Source organism: Methylobacterium thuringiense, assembly GCF_022179645.1.
Taxonomy (GTDB): domain Bacteria; phylum Pseudomonadota; class Alphaproteobacteria; order Rhizobiales; family Beijerinckiaceae; genus Methylobacterium; species Methylobacterium thuringiense.
In genome coordinates this window covers 235,197-252,642 of the sequence record NZ_BPRA01000014.1, presented here as the reverse complement: position 1 = coordinate 252,642, position 17,446 = coordinate 235,197, and the positions used below count along the sequence as shown (strand labels likewise).

Annotated in this window: 19 protein-coding genes and 1 riboswitch; of the genes, 8 read left to right on the top strand and 11 right to left on the bottom strand. The window is 69.1% G+C overall.

Going from position 1 to position 17,446, the window contains the following annotated elements:
- Window positions 1–150: 150 nt before the first annotated feature.
- Both MFF07_RS15885 and argH read right to left on the bottom strand, forming a co-directional pair.
- Entirely contained in the window at window positions 151–447 is a 297-nt protein-coding gene (locus MFF07_RS15885) for a hypothetical protein (protein ID WP_238232333.1), read from the bottom strand.
- A 105-nt stretch (window positions 448–552) separates the two neighbouring features.
- Window positions 553–1,938 carry an argininosuccinate lyase gene (argH, locus tag MFF07_RS15880; RefSeq protein WP_147818462.1) on the bottom strand — a complete coding sequence of 462 codons (1,386 nt, stop codon included), beginning with the start codon at window positions 1,936–1,938 and terminating at the stop codon, window positions 553–555.
- 33 nt (window positions 1,939–1,971) lie between these two features.
- Between argH and tlpA the strand changes: the two genes are divergently transcribed.
- Both tlpA and nhaA read left to right on the top strand, forming a co-directional pair.
- The gene (gene tlpA / locus MFF07_RS15875) at window positions 1,972–2,610 is read left to right on the top strand and encodes a thiol:disulfide interchange protein TlpA (RefSeq protein ID WP_373322364.1); all 639 of its coding nucleotides are present in this window, start codon (window positions 1,972–1,974) and stop codon (window positions 2,608–2,610) included.
- A 46-nt stretch (window positions 2,611–2,656) separates the two neighbouring features.
- Window positions 2,657–3,874: a Na+/H+ antiporter NhaA gene (gene nhaA / locus MFF07_RS15870; protein WP_147818460.1), complete on the top strand. Its 1,218-nt coding sequence runs from the start codon at window positions 2,657–2,659 to the stop codon at window positions 3,872–3,874.
- 35 nt (window positions 3,875–3,909) lie between these two features.
- Here the strand turns inward: nhaA and MFF07_RS15865 are convergent, their stop codons facing one another.
- Window positions 3,910–4,251 carry a hypothetical protein gene (locus MFF07_RS15865; RefSeq protein ID WP_238232332.1) on the bottom strand — a complete coding sequence of 114 codons (342 nt, stop codon included), beginning with the start codon at window positions 4,249–4,251 and terminating at the stop codon, window positions 3,910–3,912.
- Between the two features lie 200 nt (window positions 4,252–4,451).
- On the opposite strand from MFF07_RS15865, the gene MFF07_RS15860 reads away from it, so the two are divergent.
- Complete coding sequence (locus MFF07_RS15860; RefSeq protein WP_238232331.1) at window positions 4,452–5,636, top strand: YncE family protein; 1,185 nt, start codon at window positions 4,452–4,454, stop codon at window positions 5,634–5,636.
- 3 nt (window positions 5,637–5,639) lie between these two features.
- Here the strand turns inward: MFF07_RS15860 and MFF07_RS15855 are convergent, their stop codons facing one another.
- The 5 genes from MFF07_RS15855 to MFF07_RS15835 form a co-directional block, all read right to left on the bottom strand.
- Window positions 5,640–6,314, bottom strand: coding sequence for a haloacid dehalogenase type II (locus tag MFF07_RS15855; RefSeq protein WP_238232330.1), 675 nt, complete (start codon window positions 6,312–6,314; stop codon window positions 5,640–5,642).
- A gap of 80 nt (window positions 6,315–6,394) precedes the next feature.
- Window positions 6,395–6,757 carry a glycine cleavage system protein GcvH gene (gcvH, locus tag MFF07_RS15850; protein WP_147817396.1) on the bottom strand — a complete coding sequence of 121 codons (363 nt, stop codon included), beginning with the start codon at window positions 6,755–6,757 and terminating at the stop codon, window positions 6,395–6,397.
- 27 nt (window positions 6,758–6,784) lie between these two features.
- A complete protein-coding gene (gene gcvT / locus MFF07_RS15845; protein WP_238232329.1) occupies window positions 6,785–7,960 on the bottom strand; it encodes a glycine cleavage system aminomethyltransferase GcvT in 1,176 nt (391 codons plus the stop codon).
- A 48-nt stretch (window positions 7,961–8,008) separates the two neighbouring features.
- A riboswitch (glycine riboswitch) is annotated at window positions 8,009–8,115 on the bottom strand.
- Between the two features lie 151 nt (window positions 8,116–8,266).
- Complete coding sequence (gene chrA, locus MFF07_RS15840; protein ID WP_147817397.1) at window positions 8,267–9,640, bottom strand: chromate efflux transporter; 1,374 nt, start codon at window positions 9,638–9,640, stop codon at window positions 8,267–8,269.
- A 24-nt stretch (window positions 9,641–9,664) separates the two neighbouring features.
- On the bottom strand, window positions 9,665–10,597 hold the full coding sequence (locus MFF07_RS15835) for a glycine--tRNA ligase subunit alpha (RefSeq protein WP_147817398.1): 933 nt from the start codon (window positions 10,595–10,597) through the stop codon (window positions 9,665–9,667).
- A gap of 181 nt (window positions 10,598–10,778) precedes the next feature.
- Here MFF07_RS15835 and MFF07_RS15830 point away from each other — a divergent pair, with 181 nt between their 5' ends.
- The 5 genes from MFF07_RS15830 (at window position 10,779) to MFF07_RS15810 (ending at window position 13,448) form a co-directional block, all read left to right on the top strand.
- Entirely contained in the window at window positions 10,779–10,997 is a 219-nt protein-coding gene (locus MFF07_RS15830; protein WP_147817399.1) for a hypothetical protein, read from the top strand.
- Between the two features lie 52 nt (window positions 10,998–11,049).
- A complete protein-coding gene (locus tag MFF07_RS15825) occupies window positions 11,050–11,721 on the top strand; it encodes a DUF1223 domain-containing protein (protein ID WP_147817400.1) in 672 nt (223 codons plus the stop codon).
- Window positions 11,722–11,796: 75 nt separating this feature from the next.
- Window positions 11,797–12,033: a pentapeptide MXKDX repeat protein gene (locus MFF07_RS15820; RefSeq protein ID WP_210245135.1), complete on the top strand. Its 237-nt coding sequence runs from the start codon at window positions 11,797–11,799 to the stop codon at window positions 12,031–12,033.
- A gap of 148 nt (window positions 12,034–12,181) precedes the next feature.
- Window positions 12,182–12,784 (top strand): sigma-70 family RNA polymerase sigma factor, encoded by a 603-nt coding sequence (locus MFF07_RS15815; RefSeq protein WP_373322367.1) that lies wholly within the window; start codon window positions 12,182–12,184, stop codon window positions 12,782–12,784.
- Window positions 12,777–13,448: an NrsF family protein gene (locus MFF07_RS15810; RefSeq protein WP_147817401.1), complete on the top strand. Its 672-nt coding sequence runs from the start codon at window positions 12,777–12,779 to the stop codon at window positions 13,446–13,448. Before MFF07_RS15815 ends, MFF07_RS15810 begins: the two co-directional genes overlap by 8 nt.
- Before the next feature lie 328 nt (window positions 13,449–13,776).
- Here MFF07_RS15810 and MFF07_RS15805 read toward each other — a convergent pair whose 3' ends face one another.
- The 3 genes from MFF07_RS15805 to MFF07_RS15795 are packed head-to-tail and all read right to left on the bottom strand — an operon-like array spanning window position 13,777 to window position 17,230.
- Window positions 13,777–14,262 (bottom strand): hypothetical protein, encoded by a 486-nt coding sequence (locus MFF07_RS15805; RefSeq protein WP_147817402.1) that lies wholly within the window; start codon window positions 14,260–14,262, stop codon window positions 13,777–13,779.
- The gene (locus tag MFF07_RS15800) at window positions 14,262–14,888 is read right to left on the bottom strand and encodes a GNAT family N-acetyltransferase (RefSeq protein ID WP_147817403.1); all 627 of its coding nucleotides are present in this window, start codon (window positions 14,886–14,888) and stop codon (window positions 14,262–14,264) included. The genes MFF07_RS15805 and MFF07_RS15800 overlap by 1 nt, the downstream gene beginning before the upstream one ends.
- Window positions 14,885–17,230 carry an Orn/Lys/Arg family decarboxylase gene (locus tag MFF07_RS15795; RefSeq protein ID WP_147817404.1) on the bottom strand — a complete coding sequence of 782 codons (2,346 nt, stop codon included), beginning with the start codon at window positions 17,228–17,230 and terminating at the stop codon, window positions 14,885–14,887. The genes MFF07_RS15800 and MFF07_RS15795 overlap by 4 nt, the downstream gene beginning before the upstream one ends.
- Window positions 17,231–17,446 lie beyond the last annotated feature (216 nt).

Here is a 17,446-nt window from a genome sequence, read left to right as displayed (position 1 = left end):
TGCGCATCGGAACGCGCGCAACCGTACGAATTTACGGCGAAATGCCGGGCTGTCGCCGTGAGATGCGGGATTTATCCACGTAAGGCGGCGGGCTCTTGCGAAACATCCGCCACACTCTGCTCCCGAAGGAGCAGATTCCGGCTCTGCCGGTCAGGCGGCCTGCGAATCGCCCGACAGGGCGGACGACGCCAGGGCTGCGGCCTGAACCTCGATCGGCGGCAGGTCGACCGACGAGATCGCGATGACCGAAACCTCGACCGATGCCGCCTTCGCCGAGCGCTTGCTGGCCGGCGGATTGTAGGGCGTGTTGTAGCACTTGCGGATCGAGGCCCAGTAGGCGTCGCGCTCGGGCTTGGAGAACCGGCTCAGCCGATCCTCGATCATCGCGGTGGCCGATTCGGCGAGAACCGGGGTTTCCTCAGGGCTGATCCAGCTCTCGACGGCCATGGATGAACGGTCTCCGCTACGCTTCGCCGCCACCCATAGAGTGGTCCACCTAGCTAGACTATGAACGCATCAGGCTTCCGCCGGTTGCAGGGCACCATTTTTCCGTCAGGCGGGCCCGAGTTCCTTCAGCCAGCGTTCGGCCTGCGTCCGCACGTTCGCCGGCGCGGTGCCGCCATAGCTGGTGCGGCTCGCCACCGAATTCTCGATGCCGAGCACGGCGTAGACCGCATCCGTCAGCCGCGGCTCGACCTCCTGCATCGCCGTCAGCGGCAGCTCTTCGAGCCCGATGCCCTGGCCCGAGGCGAGCCCGACGAGACGTCCGGTGACGTGATGCGCCTCGCGGAACGGCATGCCGAGCTCCCGCACAAGCCAGTCCGCGAGATCGGTGGCGGTGGCGTAGCCGGAGCCGGCCGCCCGCTTCATCACGTCGGCGACGGGCTCGAGGTCGCGCACCATGCCGGCCATGGCGGCGAGGCAGAGGGAGAGGGCAGGGAGGGCGTCGAACGTGCCCTCCTTGTCCTCCTGCATGTCCTTCGAATAGGCGAGCGGCAGGCCCTTCATCACGATCATCAGTCCGGTCAGCGCGCCGATGATGCGGCCGGACTTCGCCCGTACCAGCTCGGCCGCATCGGGATTCCGCTTCTGCGGCATGATCGAGGAGCCGGTGGTGTAGCCGTCGGACAGTTTGACGAAGTTGAACTGGGCCGAGGTCCAGACCACGAGTTCTTCAGCAAATCGCGAAAGATGGATCGCGCAGATCGACGCCGCCGAGAGCGCCTCCAGGGCGAAATCGCGGTCGGCGACGGAATCGAGCGAGTTCGCGGTCGGCCGGTCGAAGCCCAGCGCCGCCGCCGTGGCGTGCCGATCGATCGGGAAGGAGGTGCCGGCGAGCGCCGCAGCGCCAAGCGGGCACTCGTTCAGGCGAACCCGCGCATCGCGGAACCGGCCGCGGTCGCGCCCGAGCATCTCGACATAGGCGAGGCAGTGGTGGCCGAAGGTCACCGGCTGGGCCGATTGCAGGTGGGTGAAGCCGGGCATCACCGTGCCGGCATGCTTCAGCGCGGTCTCGGCGAGCGCCCGCTGCAGGTCGGCGGCCTGGGCGTCGAGGGCGTCCAGCGTGTCGCGCACCCAGAGCCGCATGTCCGTGGCGACCTGGTCGTTGCGCGAGCGGGCGGTGTGCAGGCGTCCGGCCGTCGGGCCGACGATCTCGGTGAGCCGGCTCTCCACCGCCATGTGGATGTCTTCCAGCGCCCGGTCGAACACGAAGCTGCCGGCCGCGATCTCGGATTCCACCGTCTTGAGCCCGGCCTCGATCGCTGCCACATCTTCGGGCGGCAGGATGCCGGCCGCACCCAGCATCGCGACATGCGCCAGCGAGCCGCGGATGTCCTGGGGGGCAAGCCGCTTGTCGAACCCGATGGAGGCGTTGATTTCCTCCATGATCTCGGCGGGGCCGCTCGCGAAGCGCCCGCCCCACATCCGGTTGCTCATGTCTGACAAAACCTTCCCGCCGGCCGGGCGCAGTTGATGGCGAACCGGGCCATTCTCGTCGCGGGCGGTGCTGCCGCCGCGATCCTCGCTGGGCTCGCCCTATACGGGACCGGCTCGAAGCTCGGCAACCTCGCGACGCCTGAGCCCTGCGCGAACGCCGCCGCGACCGTGGCGCGGATCGCCCCCCTCGCCCGCGGAGATGTCGCCGCCCTCGACACCACCGGCGAACCGAAGCCGGGCGTGGTCCTTCAGTTGAAGGGCCCGGACGGCGCCGACACCAGCCTCGCCGCCCTCAGGGGCAAGGCGCTGCTGGTGAACCTCTGGGCGACCTGGTGCGCCCCCTGCAAGGCCGAGATGCCCGCCCTCGACAGGCTTCAGGGCGAGCTTGGTGGCGAAAAATTCCAGGTCGTCGCGATCAACGTCGAGACGCGCAACCTCGACAAGCCGCCGAAATGGCTCGCCGACACCGGCATCAAGACCCTCGCCTATTACGGCGACCCGGCCGGCAAGGTGCTTCCCGCCGTCCAGCAGCAGACCGGCACCATCGGCCTGCCGACCACCCTGCTGATCGACGCCGGGGGCTGCGAAGTCGGCGTGATGAAGGGGCCGGCGGACTGGGCCGGCGCGGACGGAACGGCGTTGATCAAGGCGCTGATGGGGGACGGGGCATAACTGGCAGACTTGTCCAGTCAGCGCTCAGGGCGCACGGCATCGCGTCATGAAGCCGCCGCCCAAAGCCGTCCGCGTCCTACGAAGCCGCGTGCGCCGCCCGATCTCGGCCTTGCGCGCCTTTCTCGTCAGCGAGGCGAGCGGCGGCCTCGTGCTGATGGCAGCTGCAAGTGCCGCCCTGGTGATTGCAAATTCGCCGCTGGGCGAGGCCTACGCCCACGCGCTGCACGCCCGTCTCGGGCCCTTGAGCCTGCTGCACTGGATCAACGACGGCCTGATGGCCGTGTTCTTCCTGCTCGTGGGCCTGGAGATCAAGCGCGAGGGGCTCGACGGGCGCCTGCGGACCTGGCCGGACCGGGTGTTGCCCGGCCTCGCAGCCGCCGCCGGCATGGCGGCGCCAGCGTTGGTCTATCTCGCTTTCAATCTCGCGACAGGCACGGCGCGGGGCTGGGCGATCCCGGCCGCCACCGACATCGCCTTCGCACTCGGCGTGCTGGCGCTGCTCGGCCCACGCGTGCCGATCTCGCTCAAGATCTTCCTCAGCGCGGTGGCGATCGTCGACGATCTCGGGGCCGTCGTCATCATCGCCCTGTTCTATACCGGCAGCCTCGACGCGACGATGCTCGCCGGAGCCGCCGCGGTGATGCTGGCCCTGTTCGGGCTCAACCGCAGCGGCGTGCGGGCGCTCTGGCCCTATCTCGTTCTCGGATTCGTGCTCTGGGTCCTGGTGCTGCGCTCCGGCATTCACCCCACCGTGGCCGGGGTGCTGCTGGCGCTGTTCATCCCGATCCGCCCGACGCCGGGCCGGCCGGAGGACGCGGCTTCGCCGCTGCACCGGCTGGAGCACGCCCTCGCCCCGTGGGTCGCCTTCCTGATCGTGCCGGTCTTCGGCTTCGCCAATGCCGGCGTCCAGCTGATCGGCCTGCCGGCACACGCGCTGCTCGATCCGGTGACGCTCGGCGTGGCGCTCGGCCTCTTTGCCGGCAAGCAGCTGGGCGTGCTGCTGAGCGTGCGCCTCGCGGTCGCCCTCGGCATCGCCCACAAACCCGGCGGAGCGAACTGGGGACAGGTCTACGGCGTGGCGCTGCTCTGCGGCATCGGTTTCACCATGAGCCTGTTCATCGGCGGCCTCGCCTTCGGCGACGGCCTGCACGAGACGGAGACGAAGCTCGGCGTGCTCGTCGGGTCGCTGCTGTCGGGGATCGCCGGGGCCGTCGTGATGAAGCTGGCCACAGGGCGGACGGCCCACGAAAAAGGCGCCCGGTAAGGGGCGCCCGATCGTTCGTCGCGGGGCGATCGTGCCTACTCGCAGACCTCGACGCGCCGGTAGGTGAACGCGTCCTCGTCGAGCCAGACCTTGCGGCGCTCGTAATGGCAGACCGGGCCGCGGCGCGGGCGAACGTAGACCGGCACGGGCTCTTCTTCGACATAGACCGGACGCGGGCCGGGCGGGGGCGCGCCACCGCCGCCGAGCATGGCGCCGAGCGCCACGCCGCCGAGCACGCCGGCAGCCGCGCCGCCGATCAGGGCGCCGTTGCGGCCGTCGCGAGCGTCGGCATGGCCGGCGGCGGCAAGAGCCAATGCGCCGATGACGACGGCGCGAAATCCGTGATGAACGAGTCCGAAGGACGTGGAGGCACGCACGCTTGCAATCTCCCAATGGCGTTGGGACGAGCTAAACAGCGGCGTGCTTAAAAATCAGGAAACGCGGCCGGGAGAAATCGTGCCGGACGGCATGCGATGCCGATGCTGTTACCACGCGCGCATTGCCTTCCGAAGTCCGCGCCCCACCCTCGGAGGCGGCGCCCAGCATCGGGTCGCCGCGGGGCCGAGGAGCGCACGGGATGACGGTACGATCGGGAAGTCTGGCGCTTCTCGCGGCGCTGCTGCTGGGACCCGGCGCGCCCCAGGCCGCGCAGGCGCCCGCCTTCATCCTCGTCGGCCTCGACGGAAAGACCTTCTTCGAGCCCGACGGCGACCGGAATGGGCCGAACGGGTCGGACGCCCTCGCCTTCATCGACGTCAGCGACGAAGCGCACCCGCAGGTCGCCACGACGATGCTGCTCGACAACTCGGTCTACGGCCCGCCGACGAACCTGCAGATCACCCCCGACGGCCGCCTCGGCCTCGTGGCGAGTTCGGTGACGATGCAGCAGGAGAGCGCCGACGCCCCGTTCTTCGCAAAGCCCGACGACCGGCTGCACGTCGTCGACCTGACCACCGACCCGCCGAGCCTCGTCGAGACGCTGCACGTCGGCCGCCAGCCCTCGGGCCTCGCGATCAACGGGGCGGGCGACCTCGCCCTCATCGCCAACCGCGAGGGCAAGAGCGTGAGCGTGCTCACCATCGTGGGCACCACGGTGACACAAATCGGCGTCGTAGAGGTCGGCGACGAAGCCGCCGCGGTGGCGATCTCGCCGAACGGCCGGCGCGCCTTCGTCACCAAGAACAAGGCCGGCAAGGTCGGCGTGCTCGCGATCGACGGGACCAACGTCTCCTACGACCCGAAGCAGGACATGCCCGTGGGTGCCGGCGTCTATCCCATCGAGGTGACGCCGGACGCCCGCCTCGCGCTCACCGGCAACACCGGCGGCGCGCCCTCCGATGGCAACGCCGACAGCGTCACGGTGATCGACGCCGACCTCACCGTGCCGAAAGTGGTCGACTGGCTCGGTGTCGGCGACACGCCGGAATCCCTCGACATCGCGCCGGACGGGCGCCACGCCGCCGTCTCGGTGGTGCGCGGCGCCTCGGCTCCGCATGCGAGCCCGAACTACACGAAGACCGGCCTCGCGGTGCTGCTCACCATCGATCCCGAGGGCTCCGTGCGCGTCACCGGCGCGGCCGAGGCCGGCGCGGTCACCCAGGGCATCGTGTTCTCGCCGTCCGGCCGCTACGTCTATATCGGCAACTACGCCGACCGGAATCTGCAGGTGTACCGGGTCGAGGGCGACGCCATCGTCGCCACCGGGTTCAAACTGCAGCTGCCGGGGCAACCGGCCTCGATGCGGGGACGGGCGCGGGGGTGAGGCTCACAGCAATCCGCCGAGATCCTTCACGACGGTGGCCGGCGGCAGGTCGGGATACTCGTCCGGCAGGCCGGTGCGGTTCACCCAGACCGGCGTGAAGCCGAAGGCCGACGCGCCCGCGATGTCCCAGCGGTTCGAGGAGCAGAACACGACTTCGGCCGATGCGACGCCGAGCCGGTCGAGCACGAACTGATAGGAGCGCGGCGAGGTCTTATAGGTCTGCACGTCGTCGACCGAGAGCACCGCGTCGAGCCGCTCGCCGAGCCCGGCCGAGGCCACGGCCCGATCGAGCATGGTTTGATTTCCGTTGGAAAATATCGCCGTCCGCAGTCCCGCCTCGCGCAAGCGGGCCAGGACTTGCGGGACTTCGGCATAGGCATCGAGATCGCGATAGGCGTCGAGCAGCGGCGCGCGCAGGGCACAGTCGATGCTCGGATACTTCGCCAACGCGAAGTCGAGCGCCTGTTCGGTCAGCGACCAGAAACTCGTGTAGCGGCCGATCAGGCCGAGGACCCAGCTGTATTCGAGCTGCTTGTTCCGCCACAGCGCCGAGAACGCCTCGGCCTCGGAGCCGATCGCCTCGGCGTGGCGGTTCACCGCCGCGTTGACGTCGAACAGCGTCCCGTAGGCATCGAAGACGATGCACGTTTTGCCGGCGAATAAATTGGGATTCGACATGGTGCCTTCGCTCGCTGCAGTCGCGCAATACCCTCCCCCTCTGCGGGGGAGGGTCCTTTGCAGGCCGCCAGCCTAAAATCCTATACCGCAAACTCGGTATAGGCCGCCTCGTCCATCAGGCCTTCCAGCGCCGAGACGTCGTCGAGGCGGATCCTGTAGAGCCAGCCGCCACCCTGCGGATCGCTGCCGACACCGGCCGGGTCGGCGACGGCAGCGTCGTTGACCTCCGTGACCTCGCCCGAGAGCGGCGCGTAGACGTCCGACGCCGCCTTGACAGACTCGACCACGGCGGCGGCATCGCCCTTCTTCAGCTTGGCTCCGACCTTCGGCAGCTCGATGAAGACGAGGTCCCCGAGCTGCTCGGCGGCGTGGCGCGTGATGCCGACCGTGGCGACGTCGCCATCGAGTTTCAGCCATTCGTGTTCATCGGTGAATTTCAGCATGGGTCGCTCCGTGAGAGGGGAGGGGGATCAGCTGCGCTTGAATCCAGCCGGGACGAAGGGCATCGCCGTGACTGTGAGCGGCAGACGCTGCCCGCGCAGTTCGGCGAAGACGCGGGTGCCGGGCTCGGCGAGCGGCGTCGGCAGGTAGCCCATGGCGATGGGGGCCCCGAGGCTCGGCCCGAAGCCGCCCGAGGTGACGGCCCCGGCGGGTTCGGGGTCTTCCTCCGATGCGAACAGCGAGGCGCCGGCGCGCACGGGCGCGCGGCCTTCGGGCCTGAGGCCGACGCGGCGGCGCGAAGGGCCGTGCTCGATCTCGCTGAGGATGCGGTGCGCGCCGGGAAAACCGCCCGCGCGTGCGCCGCCGGGGCGGCGCACCGGCTGGATCGCCCAGAGCAGGCCGGCCTCGACCGGCGTGGTGCCGGCGTCGATGTCCGAGCCGTGCAGGCAGAGCCCGGCCTCGAGCCGCAGCGAATCGCGGGCGCCGAGGCCGACCGGCAGCACGTCGGCATCGGCGAGCAGCGCCTCCGCGATCTCTTCGGCGCGGTCGGCGGGAAGCGAGATCTCGAAGCCGTCCTCGCCGGTATAGCCCGAGCGCACGACGAGGCAGGAGGCTCCGAGGATCCTGGTGGCGCGAACATCCATGAAACGGATGCCGTCGATGTCGGCGGTAAGGCGCTCGAGCGTCACGTAGGCCTGCGGCCCCTGAAGGGCGATCAATGCGTTGGGGACCGATGCGAGGGCGATGCCCTCGGGCAGGTGCGCGCGCAGATGCGCTTCGTCCTGCGCCTTGTTGGCCGCATTGACGACGACGAGGAGATGGTCGCCGAGGTTCGCCACCATCAGGTCGTCGATGATGCCGCCGGCCTCGTTGGTCAGGAAGCCGTAGCGCTGACGCCCGAGTGCCAGGCCGAGAATGTCGATCGGGATCAGCGTTTCGAGGGCGCGAGCCGCTTCGGCGAGGTCACCCGAGCGGGCACGCACGCTGAGCTGGCCCATATGCGAAACATCGAAGAGGCCGGCCTGGGCGCGGGTGTGGATGTGTTCCTTGAGCAGCCCGGCTGGATACTGGACCGGCATCTCGTAGCCAGCAAACGGAACCATCCTGGCGCCGTGCCGCAGATGCAGCCCGTAGAGCGGGGTGCGCCTCATGGCCTCCGCCGACGGAGAGGCGGAGCGGGCGATCTCGACGGTATCCGTGTTCATCGGCCCTCCACGACGATCGGTTCTCCGGCCTGCCTCACGGCCGGCCGGTTGCCCCCATCTGTCGCGGGTACCTGAGAGCTTCCCTCGCGCCGCCGGGGCGGAGAGGTTTCTCCTTCGGTGGGCGTCGACCGACGCCTCTCTCCAGATGTCCAACGATGCGGTGATTGTGCCTGAGAGGTTCCGGGGGTGGTTGCTCCGTCGGCGCCATGACCGGCTCGTCGCCGGGCTGGGCTCTCCCACATCGTCCTTCACGGACAGCTCAAGCTGGCATGACGCCTCGGAGCGCGCAAGGGCTACGCCGGCGGCTCAGGCGATGCCGGCCAGATGCAGGGCGACGCCGACGGCCGAGCAGGCGAGCAGCGTCGGGATCATGCCGGACTTGAAGCGCAGCACCGCCACGACGGCTGCCAGGGTGAGCAGGAATGCCGGTCCGTTGACGCTCGCCGGCACCGGCACCTCGATCGCCAGCCCGAGGCCCGGCCGCAAAACCGCGACGCGGGCGAACAGCGTGTGGAGCGCGAACCAGACCGCGAGGTTGAGGATGACCCCGACCACTGCCGCCGTGATCGCCGCGAGCGCTCCGGACAGCGCCCGATTTCCGCGCAGCGCCTCGACGTAGGGCGCACCGGCAAAGATCCAGAGGAAGCAGGGTACGAAGGTGACCCAGGTGGTCAGCAGGCCGCCGAGGATGCCGGCGAGGTAGGGATCGAGGCTGCCGGGCGCACGGTAGGCGCCGAGAAAGCCGACGAACTGCGTGACCATAATCAGCGGCCCCGGCGTGGTCTCGGCCATGCCGAGGCCGTCGAGCATCTCGCCGGGCTTCAACCAGCCATAGGTCTCCACGCCGGCCTGCGCCACGTAGGCGAGGACGGCATAGGCGCCGCCGAAGGTGACGAGCGCCATCTTGGAAAAGAACACCGCGATGTCGGCGAAGGCGTTGCCGGTTCCGAGCCAGGCGGCGAGCCCGATCACGGGCGCCAGCCACAGGACCGCCAGGATGGCGCCGATGCGCAGCGACCACGCGGTGTCGGGCAGGGCATGGGCCGGCACGCCGTCGCCGAGCAGGCTGTCGGCATCGGACAGGCCCGGGCCGGATGCGCCATGGCCGCCGGCCTGGAAGGCGGTCGATCCGAGGCGCGTGCCTAGATAGCCGGCGAGCCCGGCGGCGAGGACGATCAGCGGAAACGGCAGCGAGAGAACGAAGATCGCGACGAAAGCGAGGGCTGCGATCGCGCGCATGGTTCCGTTGCGGAGCGCCCGCGATCCGACCCGGATGACCGCTTGAAGGACGACGGCGAGCACGGCGCATTTCAAACCGAAAAAGAACCCGGCGACGAGGCCGGTCTGGCCGAAGGCGACGTAGACGAGGCTGAGCGCCATGATCGCCACGGCGCCCGGCAGCACGAACAGGATGCCGGCGATGAGGCCGCCCACCGTCCGGTGCATCAGCCAGCCGATATAGATCGCGAGTTGCTGCGCCTCGGGGCCGGGCAGTAGCGTGCAGTAGGAGAGGGCGTGAAGGAAGCGCTGCTCGCCGATCCAGCGGCGTTCGTCGACCAGGATGCGGTGCATCACCGCGATCTGTCCGGCCGGGCCGCCGAAGCTCAGAAGCGCGATCCGCGCCCAGACCCGCGTGGCCTCGGCGAGGGTGACGCCGTGCCGGTCTGCGGCGTCGGCCATTGCGAACTGGCTATCGGCCGCAATTCAAGCCGCGATCGCCCCGCCGGCTTCCGTCCGCAGCCAAGCCGCCCCGCAGGCCTTCGCCAGTTCGCGGACGCGCAAGATGTAGCTCTGCCGTTCGGTCACCGAGATCACGCCGCGGGCGTCGAGAAGGTTGAAGACGTGGCTCGCCTTGATGCACTGGTCATAGGCGGGCTGCGCCATCCTGTGCCGCTGCCCCTCGCCGGGGTCGCCCGCGTCGAGATAGCTCCGGCAGGCCTTTTCGGCGTCCGTGAACTGGCGAAACAGCATCGCCGTGTCGGCGGCCTCGAAGTTGTGTCGGGAATATTCCTGCTCGGCCTGGAGAAACACGTCGCCGTAGGTAACCTTGTCGTCACCTTCGCGGCCGTTGAAGTTCAGGTCGTAGACGTTCTCGACGCCCTGCACGTACATGGCGAGCCGCTCGAGACCGTAGGTCAGTTCGCCCGCCACGGGCGCGCATTCGAAGCCGGCGACCTGCTGGAAATAGGTGAACTGGCTCACCTCCATGCCGTCGCACCAGCATTCCCAGCCGAGGCCCCAGGCGCCGAGCGTCGGGCTCTCCCAGTCGTCCTCGACGAAGCGGATGTCGTGGAGCGCCAGGTCCACGCCGATCGCCGCCAGGGACTCGAGGTAGAGCTCCTGCAGGTTCGGCGGGTTCGGCTTCAGGATGACCTGGAACTGGTAGTAGTGCTGCAGCCGGTTGGGGTTCTCGCCGTAGCGCCCGTCCTTCGGCCTGCGCGAGGGCTGCACGTAGGCCGCCTTCCAGGGCCGCGGCCCGAGGGCGCGAAGCGTGGTCGCCGGATGGAAGGTGCCGGCCCCGACTTCCATGTCGTAGGGCTGCAGGATGACGCAGCCCTGCGCCGCCCAGAAGCGCTGGAGCGTGAGGATCAGCCCCTGGAACGAGGTTTTCGGCGCGAGATCGGCATCGCTCGACATGGTCGGTCCGGGCTTCGAGGAGTGCGGACCGTTTAGGGACGGGGCGGGGGGTGTCAAGCAAGGCGGAAGCGTACCGACTGCGACGCGATCCGCGCGATCGGATCAACGCCCCGCTAACCATCTCGCACGGATCACGCGGCCGGGGGCCTGCCATTGCGCCGGGACGGCCCGAACTAACCCGATGATGCTGACCCATTTACGCCGCTGGATCACCGAACACCGGCCGAGACAGGCCGCCGTCGAGGCCGAGGCGCAGAGGCTGATCGCGCGTCACGGCACCAACGCGCCGCTGGTTGCCCGCGCACTCTCCGGCCCTCCAGGGCGGCCGAGCCCCTATGGCCGGAAGGTCGCCAAACGCGTCGACCAGATCGCGAAGCGCCGGAATTCGGGGCGCCCGTAACCCCGCCGTCGCGCGAGACGAAGGCGAGTTCGTATCCACCGGGATCCGAATCATGCGCATTCTCCTTCTCGCCGCCGCCCTGCTCGCGGCACCCCTCGCCGAGGCGGCCGAGCGGCCCGTCGTCGTCGAGCTGTTCACCTCGCAGGGCTGCTCGTCCTGTCCGCCGGCCGACGCCTATCTCACCGATCTGGCGGCGCGCCGCGACGTGCTGCCGCTCGCCTTCCACGTCACCTATTGGAACAGGCTCGGCTGGCGGGACCCGTATTCGCTGACGGCGGCGACCGCGCGGCAGGAGGCCTATGCCGGCCGACTCGGCGAGACGGCGTTCACGCCGCAGATGGTCGTCGACGGGCGCAGCAGCGTCATCGGCTCGCGCCGTGGCGAGGCCGGAGCGGCGATCGCCCAGGCGAAGGCGCAGGCCGTGACTGGGGTACCCGTGAGCCTCAGCCGGGGCGGGGCCGGTTTGTCGATCGCGGTCGGTCCAGGCGCCGGCGCGGGGCGGGTGCTGCTCGTCGGCTTCGACCGGCGGCGCACCACGCCGGTCGGGCGGGGCGAGAATAGCGGCCGCACGCTGACCGAATCGAACATCGTCCGCTCGATCCGCGAGGTCGCGACCTGGCGCGGTGCGCCGCTCAGCCTCGGCGAAGGGGTGCCGGCGGGCGAGGACGCCGCCGTGATCGTGCAGGCCGACGATGGGCGCATTCTCGGCGCGGCGCGGCTGTAACCGGCGGCAGACCGGCGCGAATGAGTCGTCGAGGCGCCCGGAGCGGGTCCCTCCGATACCCTGGAGAACATTCCGATGCGCCACCCCATGAAGACCGTTCTGTCGGCCGCCCTGCTGTCCCTGTCCGTCGCGACGCTGCCTGCCCTCGCCGTCGAGCCGATGAAGGAACAGGCGCCCAAGGGCGATGCCATGAAGGGCGACGCGATGAAGGGCGATGCCATGAAGAAGGACACCATGATGAAGGGCGACGCCATGAAGAAGGACTCCATGCACAAGGACGGCATGAAGAAGGATTCGATGGAGAAGCACTGACGCAGCCCTCCTGCCCAGGCCGGGTCTTGGACCCGGCCGATCGGATCATGCGATGGACTTCCTCTCGACCGGAGCCGCGCTCCGCCTCGGCTCGGCCGGCACGGCGCCGGCATCTCTGCTTCCCGTGGGCCCCTTCGGGGCGCTAACAATGCGCATGGAGAGGCGCGCCACATCGGCCGATAGGCTCGAAGACACGCTGTCGGCAGCGATGACGGCGGCCCAGGCCGGCGACGCGGAGGCCTATCGCGATCTGCTGCGCGCCTGCATGCCGGTGATCGCGGCGGCGGCACGGGCGAAGGGTATCCGAGGCGAGGCGGTCGAGGACGTGGTGCAGGACACGCTAATGACGGTGCACCGGGCGCGGGCGAGCTACGATCCGGCCCGGCCGTTCCTGCCCTGGCTGCGGGCCATCGCGCAGCGGCGCGCGGTCGACCTGATGCGCCACCAGGGCCGGCGCCCGAAGGAGGCGCATGATCCGATCGCCTACGAGAGCCGCGCCGACGAAGGCCTGCCGGCGGCGGGAGACGGCCTCGAAGCGCGCGACCGCGACAGCCGGCTGGCCAAGGCCGTCGCGGCCCTCCCCGACGGGCAACGTCAGGCGGTGGAGCACTTGAGCCTACGCGAACACTCGCTCGCCGAGGCGGCCGCCCTGACGGGACGCAGCACCGGTGCGCTCAAGGTCAACCTTCACCGGGCGCTGAAGGCGCTCCGAACGGCCCTCGCGAAGGAGAGGAGGGATGGCGATGTCTGAGTCTCTCCGCCTCGACAGTCTCGTCGACGACCTTGCGGGCGATCTCACGCCGGTGCGCCGGCTTGCGCCGCCCGCCCTCCGCGCTCTCGGCTGGTTCGCGGCCGTGTTGGGGCTGGCCGTGGTGCTGTCCCCCCTCGCCGACCTCCACGCCGTGCGCGAGCGGCTCGGCGTTCCCGATCTCTGCGTCGCGGCGATCGGTGCCGTGTCGACCGCCCTCTGCGCGGCGCTCGCCGCCTTCCAGACCAGCGTGCCCGGACGTTCACGGCTTTGGCCGCTGCTGCCGCTGCCGCCGCTGGCGCTCTGGATCGGCGCAAGCAGCCTCGGTTGCCTGCGCGCCTGGATCGCGCCGGATACGAACCTCGCCGACGCCGCGGAGATGCGCGGCTGCCTCTATTTCCTGCTCGGTGTATCGTTGCCGCTCTCGGTGCTGCTGGTGCTGATGCTGCGCCGGGCCTGCCCGATGCGGCCGAACCTCACGGCGGCGCTCGCCGGGCTCGCCACGGCGGGTGCGGCGGCGGCCCTGCTGGTGCCGTTCCATCCGCACGACGCGACCGCGAGCGACCTCGCCATGCACGCGTTGGCAGTGGCCGTGATCATCGCGCTGAACGGGCTGGCGGGGGGGCGGCTGCTGGATCGGGGGATGTCGCGGGTGAGACACCCCTAGGCAATCATCTCGGCCCCTCTTCACTGGACGGGTGAAGCGACAGCGGAACCCGATCCGGTGCCCAGCATAAGAATCCGCGAAGCGTCGCCTCTTTGCGCCGTTCGAATCGAGCCGCTACGCGGCCCTTGTTTCGCTAGAGCAGGCTGCGAAAAAGTGGCAACGGTTTTTCGCTCGAAGCCTGCTCCAAACTTTTGAATCGATCACGTTTTCTGCGTTTTGATCGATCCGATCAAAACGCAGCGTGATCTAGGTCCCGGATCGCCTTCCGCTTCGCTGCAGGCGTCCGGGAAAAGGGTTGCGCGAACGAAACCGATGTAGGGAAGCCGTGTCAGCGGCCACCCGTCTCCGGCAGGTTCGTCAGGATCGAGAACGGGACGTTGCCGCCGCCTTCGGGGGCGAAACGCGGGTTGAGCACGACCACGGCGAGGACCGAGCGATCGTCCGGGCTGGTATAGGCGAAGGACCAGGCGGTGGGGTTCTCGGTGAGGACGAACTCCTTCCAGCCCTGCCCTGCGATCATCGCCTTGTCGTAGTAGTCCTTGATCGGCGCAGGATCGGCATCGCTGTCGATGCGGCGTGGCAGGACGCGAAGATTCTTGCCGAAACGCGAGGCGAGTTGCGCGACGATCGCCGCTTGCGCGTCCCGGTCAGCCGTGCGGACGACCTCGCTGAAGGCCCCTTCCCTCACCGCCTCGACGCCCGGCGGGTCGGGGGGCAGGCCGGTGGGGCCGCCGCATCCCACGAGGACACCGACGATCGTGGCTGCCGCGAGGAGCCCAAGGGCGTGCCGGCGGATCGTCGTCACAACGGCCATCAGGCCTCCGGAAAAGGATCGCCCGTCACCACCAGCACCGGCTCCGGCGGGCGCCCCCAGGCGGCTGGCTGATCGTTCGATCCGGTGCCGAGCGGGCACTGGACCATGACGCTGTCGCTCCAGCGGCCGTATTTGTAGCCGATGGCCGGCAGGTAGCCGACGCGGGTGAAGCCGCAGGCCTCGTGCAGGCGGAGCGAGGCCTCGTTGCGGGCGTCGATATAGCCGATCATCTGGCGGTATCCGCCGGCCGCGCAGGCCTCGATCAGCGCCGGCAGCAAGCGCCGGCCGATGCCCGAATGCAGGTGGTCGGGGTGGACGTAGATCGAGTGCTTGAGGGTGTAGCGATAGGCCGGGCGCTTGCGAAACGGCACGGCGTAGGCATAGCCCGCCACCAGCCCGGCGCACTCGGCGACGAGGTGGGGCAGGCGCTTCTTGCGCATGGTCTTGCGGCGACGCTTGAGGTCGTCGGGGAGCAGGCGCTCCTCCTCGAAGTCGCCGACATCGCCGACGCCGCGGCGGATGTGGTGCTCGTAGATCGCCACCATCGGCGCGACGTCGCCATCGGATGAGGGCCGGATGACGATGTCGGGCCAGTGCGCGGCGGGTACCGCCGGCTGCGCCGTCATTGGCCCTCGCGCAGGACGTAGGTGAAGAAGCGGATGCGCCCGTCAGTCTCGACCTGACGGTAGACGCCCTGGATCTCGGCCTCAAAGCCCGGAAACAGGTTGGCCGAGCGCTCGAACATCTTGAAGTAATCGAGCATGGGCTTCGCCCGCTCGTCCAGGCGCTCGCCCGGCAGCACCGTGCCGATGCCCGGCGGATAGACCAGCATCAGCGTCGTGGCGACGCGGCCTTCCGCTTCCGCGATCGGCACGAAGTCGACGTGGTTGCGGGTCAGCATCTGGGCGGCGGCCTTCGGGGCCATCACCATCTCGGGCAGGTGACCGGGCTCGAACTGCTTGCGCTGCAATTTCGAGGTGCCGGCCTCCCGGTGGAAATTGTGGAAGTCCGAGCAGAGATCACGCAGGCGTACCCCCTGGTAGCGGTTTGGGCGGCGCCGCACGAATTCCGGCATCGCCTCTTCGAGCGGCACGTTGTCGTCGTGCAGGCGCTTGAAGGCGACGAGACCCGAGATCAGCGTGCCCGCCTTCGACGATTCGACGCCGGGGGTGAGCAGGAAGAGGAGCGAGTTGAGATCGTTCTTCTCGGCGACGATCCGGTTCTCACGCAGGTATTGCGCCACGATCGGCGCCGGCACGCCGTGCTCGGCATACTCGCCGGTCTTGCGGTCGAAGCCGGGGGTGAGGACCGTCAGCTTGTTCGGGTCGGTCATGGCGTAGCCGGGCGCGACCTGCGTGAAGCCGTGCCAGCGGGCGCCGGGCTTCAGCTCCCAGTGCTTGGGGTCGGAGGCGAGCACGTCGGTGGGCAGGCTCTCCCAGGCCACCTCGTCGCCGTCCGCGTTCGTCGCGGTATCGGGCACGAAAGGGTCGAAGAACCAGCGGCGCTTCGGATCGCCCTCCTTCTCCTCGAACTCGCGCCGGATGGCGCGGACCTTCTTGCGCCACTCGATGCCGAGCCGGATCGTGTCGTCCCAGAGGATCATGCCGGAGCGGCCCTTCATCATCTGCGCGCCGACATCGAGCGAGGCGAAGATCGGGTAGAAGGGCGAAGTCGAGGCGTGGACCAGGAAGCTCTCGTTGAGGCGGCGATGCTCGACGCGCCGCGTCTGGCCGCGGATGTGGCTGTCCTTGGTGTGGATCTGCGAGGCCTGCGAAAAACTCGCGAGCTGCTTGTGGGTCGATTGCGTGGCGATGACGCCCGGCGAGGTCTCGTCGAGCCCGGTCAGGCCCATGGCGAAGTGGCCGGCGAAGAGCGGGTGGAACTTCATGAAGCCCGCCCAGGCCTCGTCGAACAGGATGTAGTCGCAGAGGTGGCCGATCTTCTCGACGATCATGCGCGCGTCGTAGATCGTGCCGTCATAGGTGCATTGCTCGATCACCGCGACGCGGAACGGGCGCTCGCGGCGCCAGGCTTCCTTGTCCGTCACCAGCGGGTTGTGCTTGATCTTCTTGCGGATCGCCTTCTCGTCGAGGGCATCGTGGTAGATCGGCCCGATCAGCCCATAGGCGTTGCGGTCGGTCTCCAGGAAGATCGGGATGCCGCCGGCGATCATCAGGGCGCCGTGATGGGCGGCCTTGTGGTTGTTGCGGTCGAACAGGACGAGGTCGCCCTCGGCCACCAGGGAGCCGAGCACGACCTTGTTCGAGGCCGAGGTGCCGTTGAGGACGAAGTAGGTCTTTTCGGCGCCGAAGATCTGCGCCGCTTCTTTCTGCGCCTTCAGCGCCGGGCCCTCGTGGGTCAGCAGGTCGCCGAGATCGAGCACCGAGTTGTCGAGGTCGTCGCGAAAGATCGCCTCGCCGAGATGCTCGACGAAGATCCGGCCGATGGGCGAGCGGTTGTAGAAGATGCCGCCGTTATGGCCCGGGCAGGTCCAGAGCTGGTTGCCCATCTCGGCGTAGTCGACGAGCGCGCCGAAGAACGGCGTCTTGAGGGTCTCGGCATATTGCGTCACCCGGCTGACGAGGCCGCGGGCAATGAATTCCGGGGTTTCTTCCGCCAGGAAGATGTAGCCGTCGATGAAGTCGAGCAGCTCGACCGGGATGTCCTCCAGCCGCTTGCGGCGGACCATGATGACGATCGGCATCTCGAGGCCGCGCTTGCGCATCATGTCGATGAGCGCCGCCGCCTTGCCGTCGAGGCCGCGCTTGCCCCAATCGACGACCATGCAGCCGATGGCGGCGTCGGTCTGCACGGCGATCGAGGCATCCTCGACGCGGCGCGCCCGGATCACCTCGAAGCCCCGGCCCTCGACCGCCGCCACGATCTGGTTGACGCGCACGCCTTCGAGATCGTCCGGGTCGAAGGTCGGCGTGCACATCAGCACGGTAAAGCGGCGATGGAAGTCCATGGGGCAACGGCTCCGCTGGGGTTGGCCGCGCCCTGTTGCCGGATGCTCGGTGACGATTCAATGACGAAGGTGAGGAGTGAGTGGGAAACGGTGTTTTGGGGGGCGGAGCGGGCAAGCCGATTGTCGCCGGACGCCCGCTTCATATCCACCGCGCCCTTCCCCGGACGGGTGGAGCGCAAGCCGAACCCGATCCGGGGTCCGGCACAAAAACCCGCG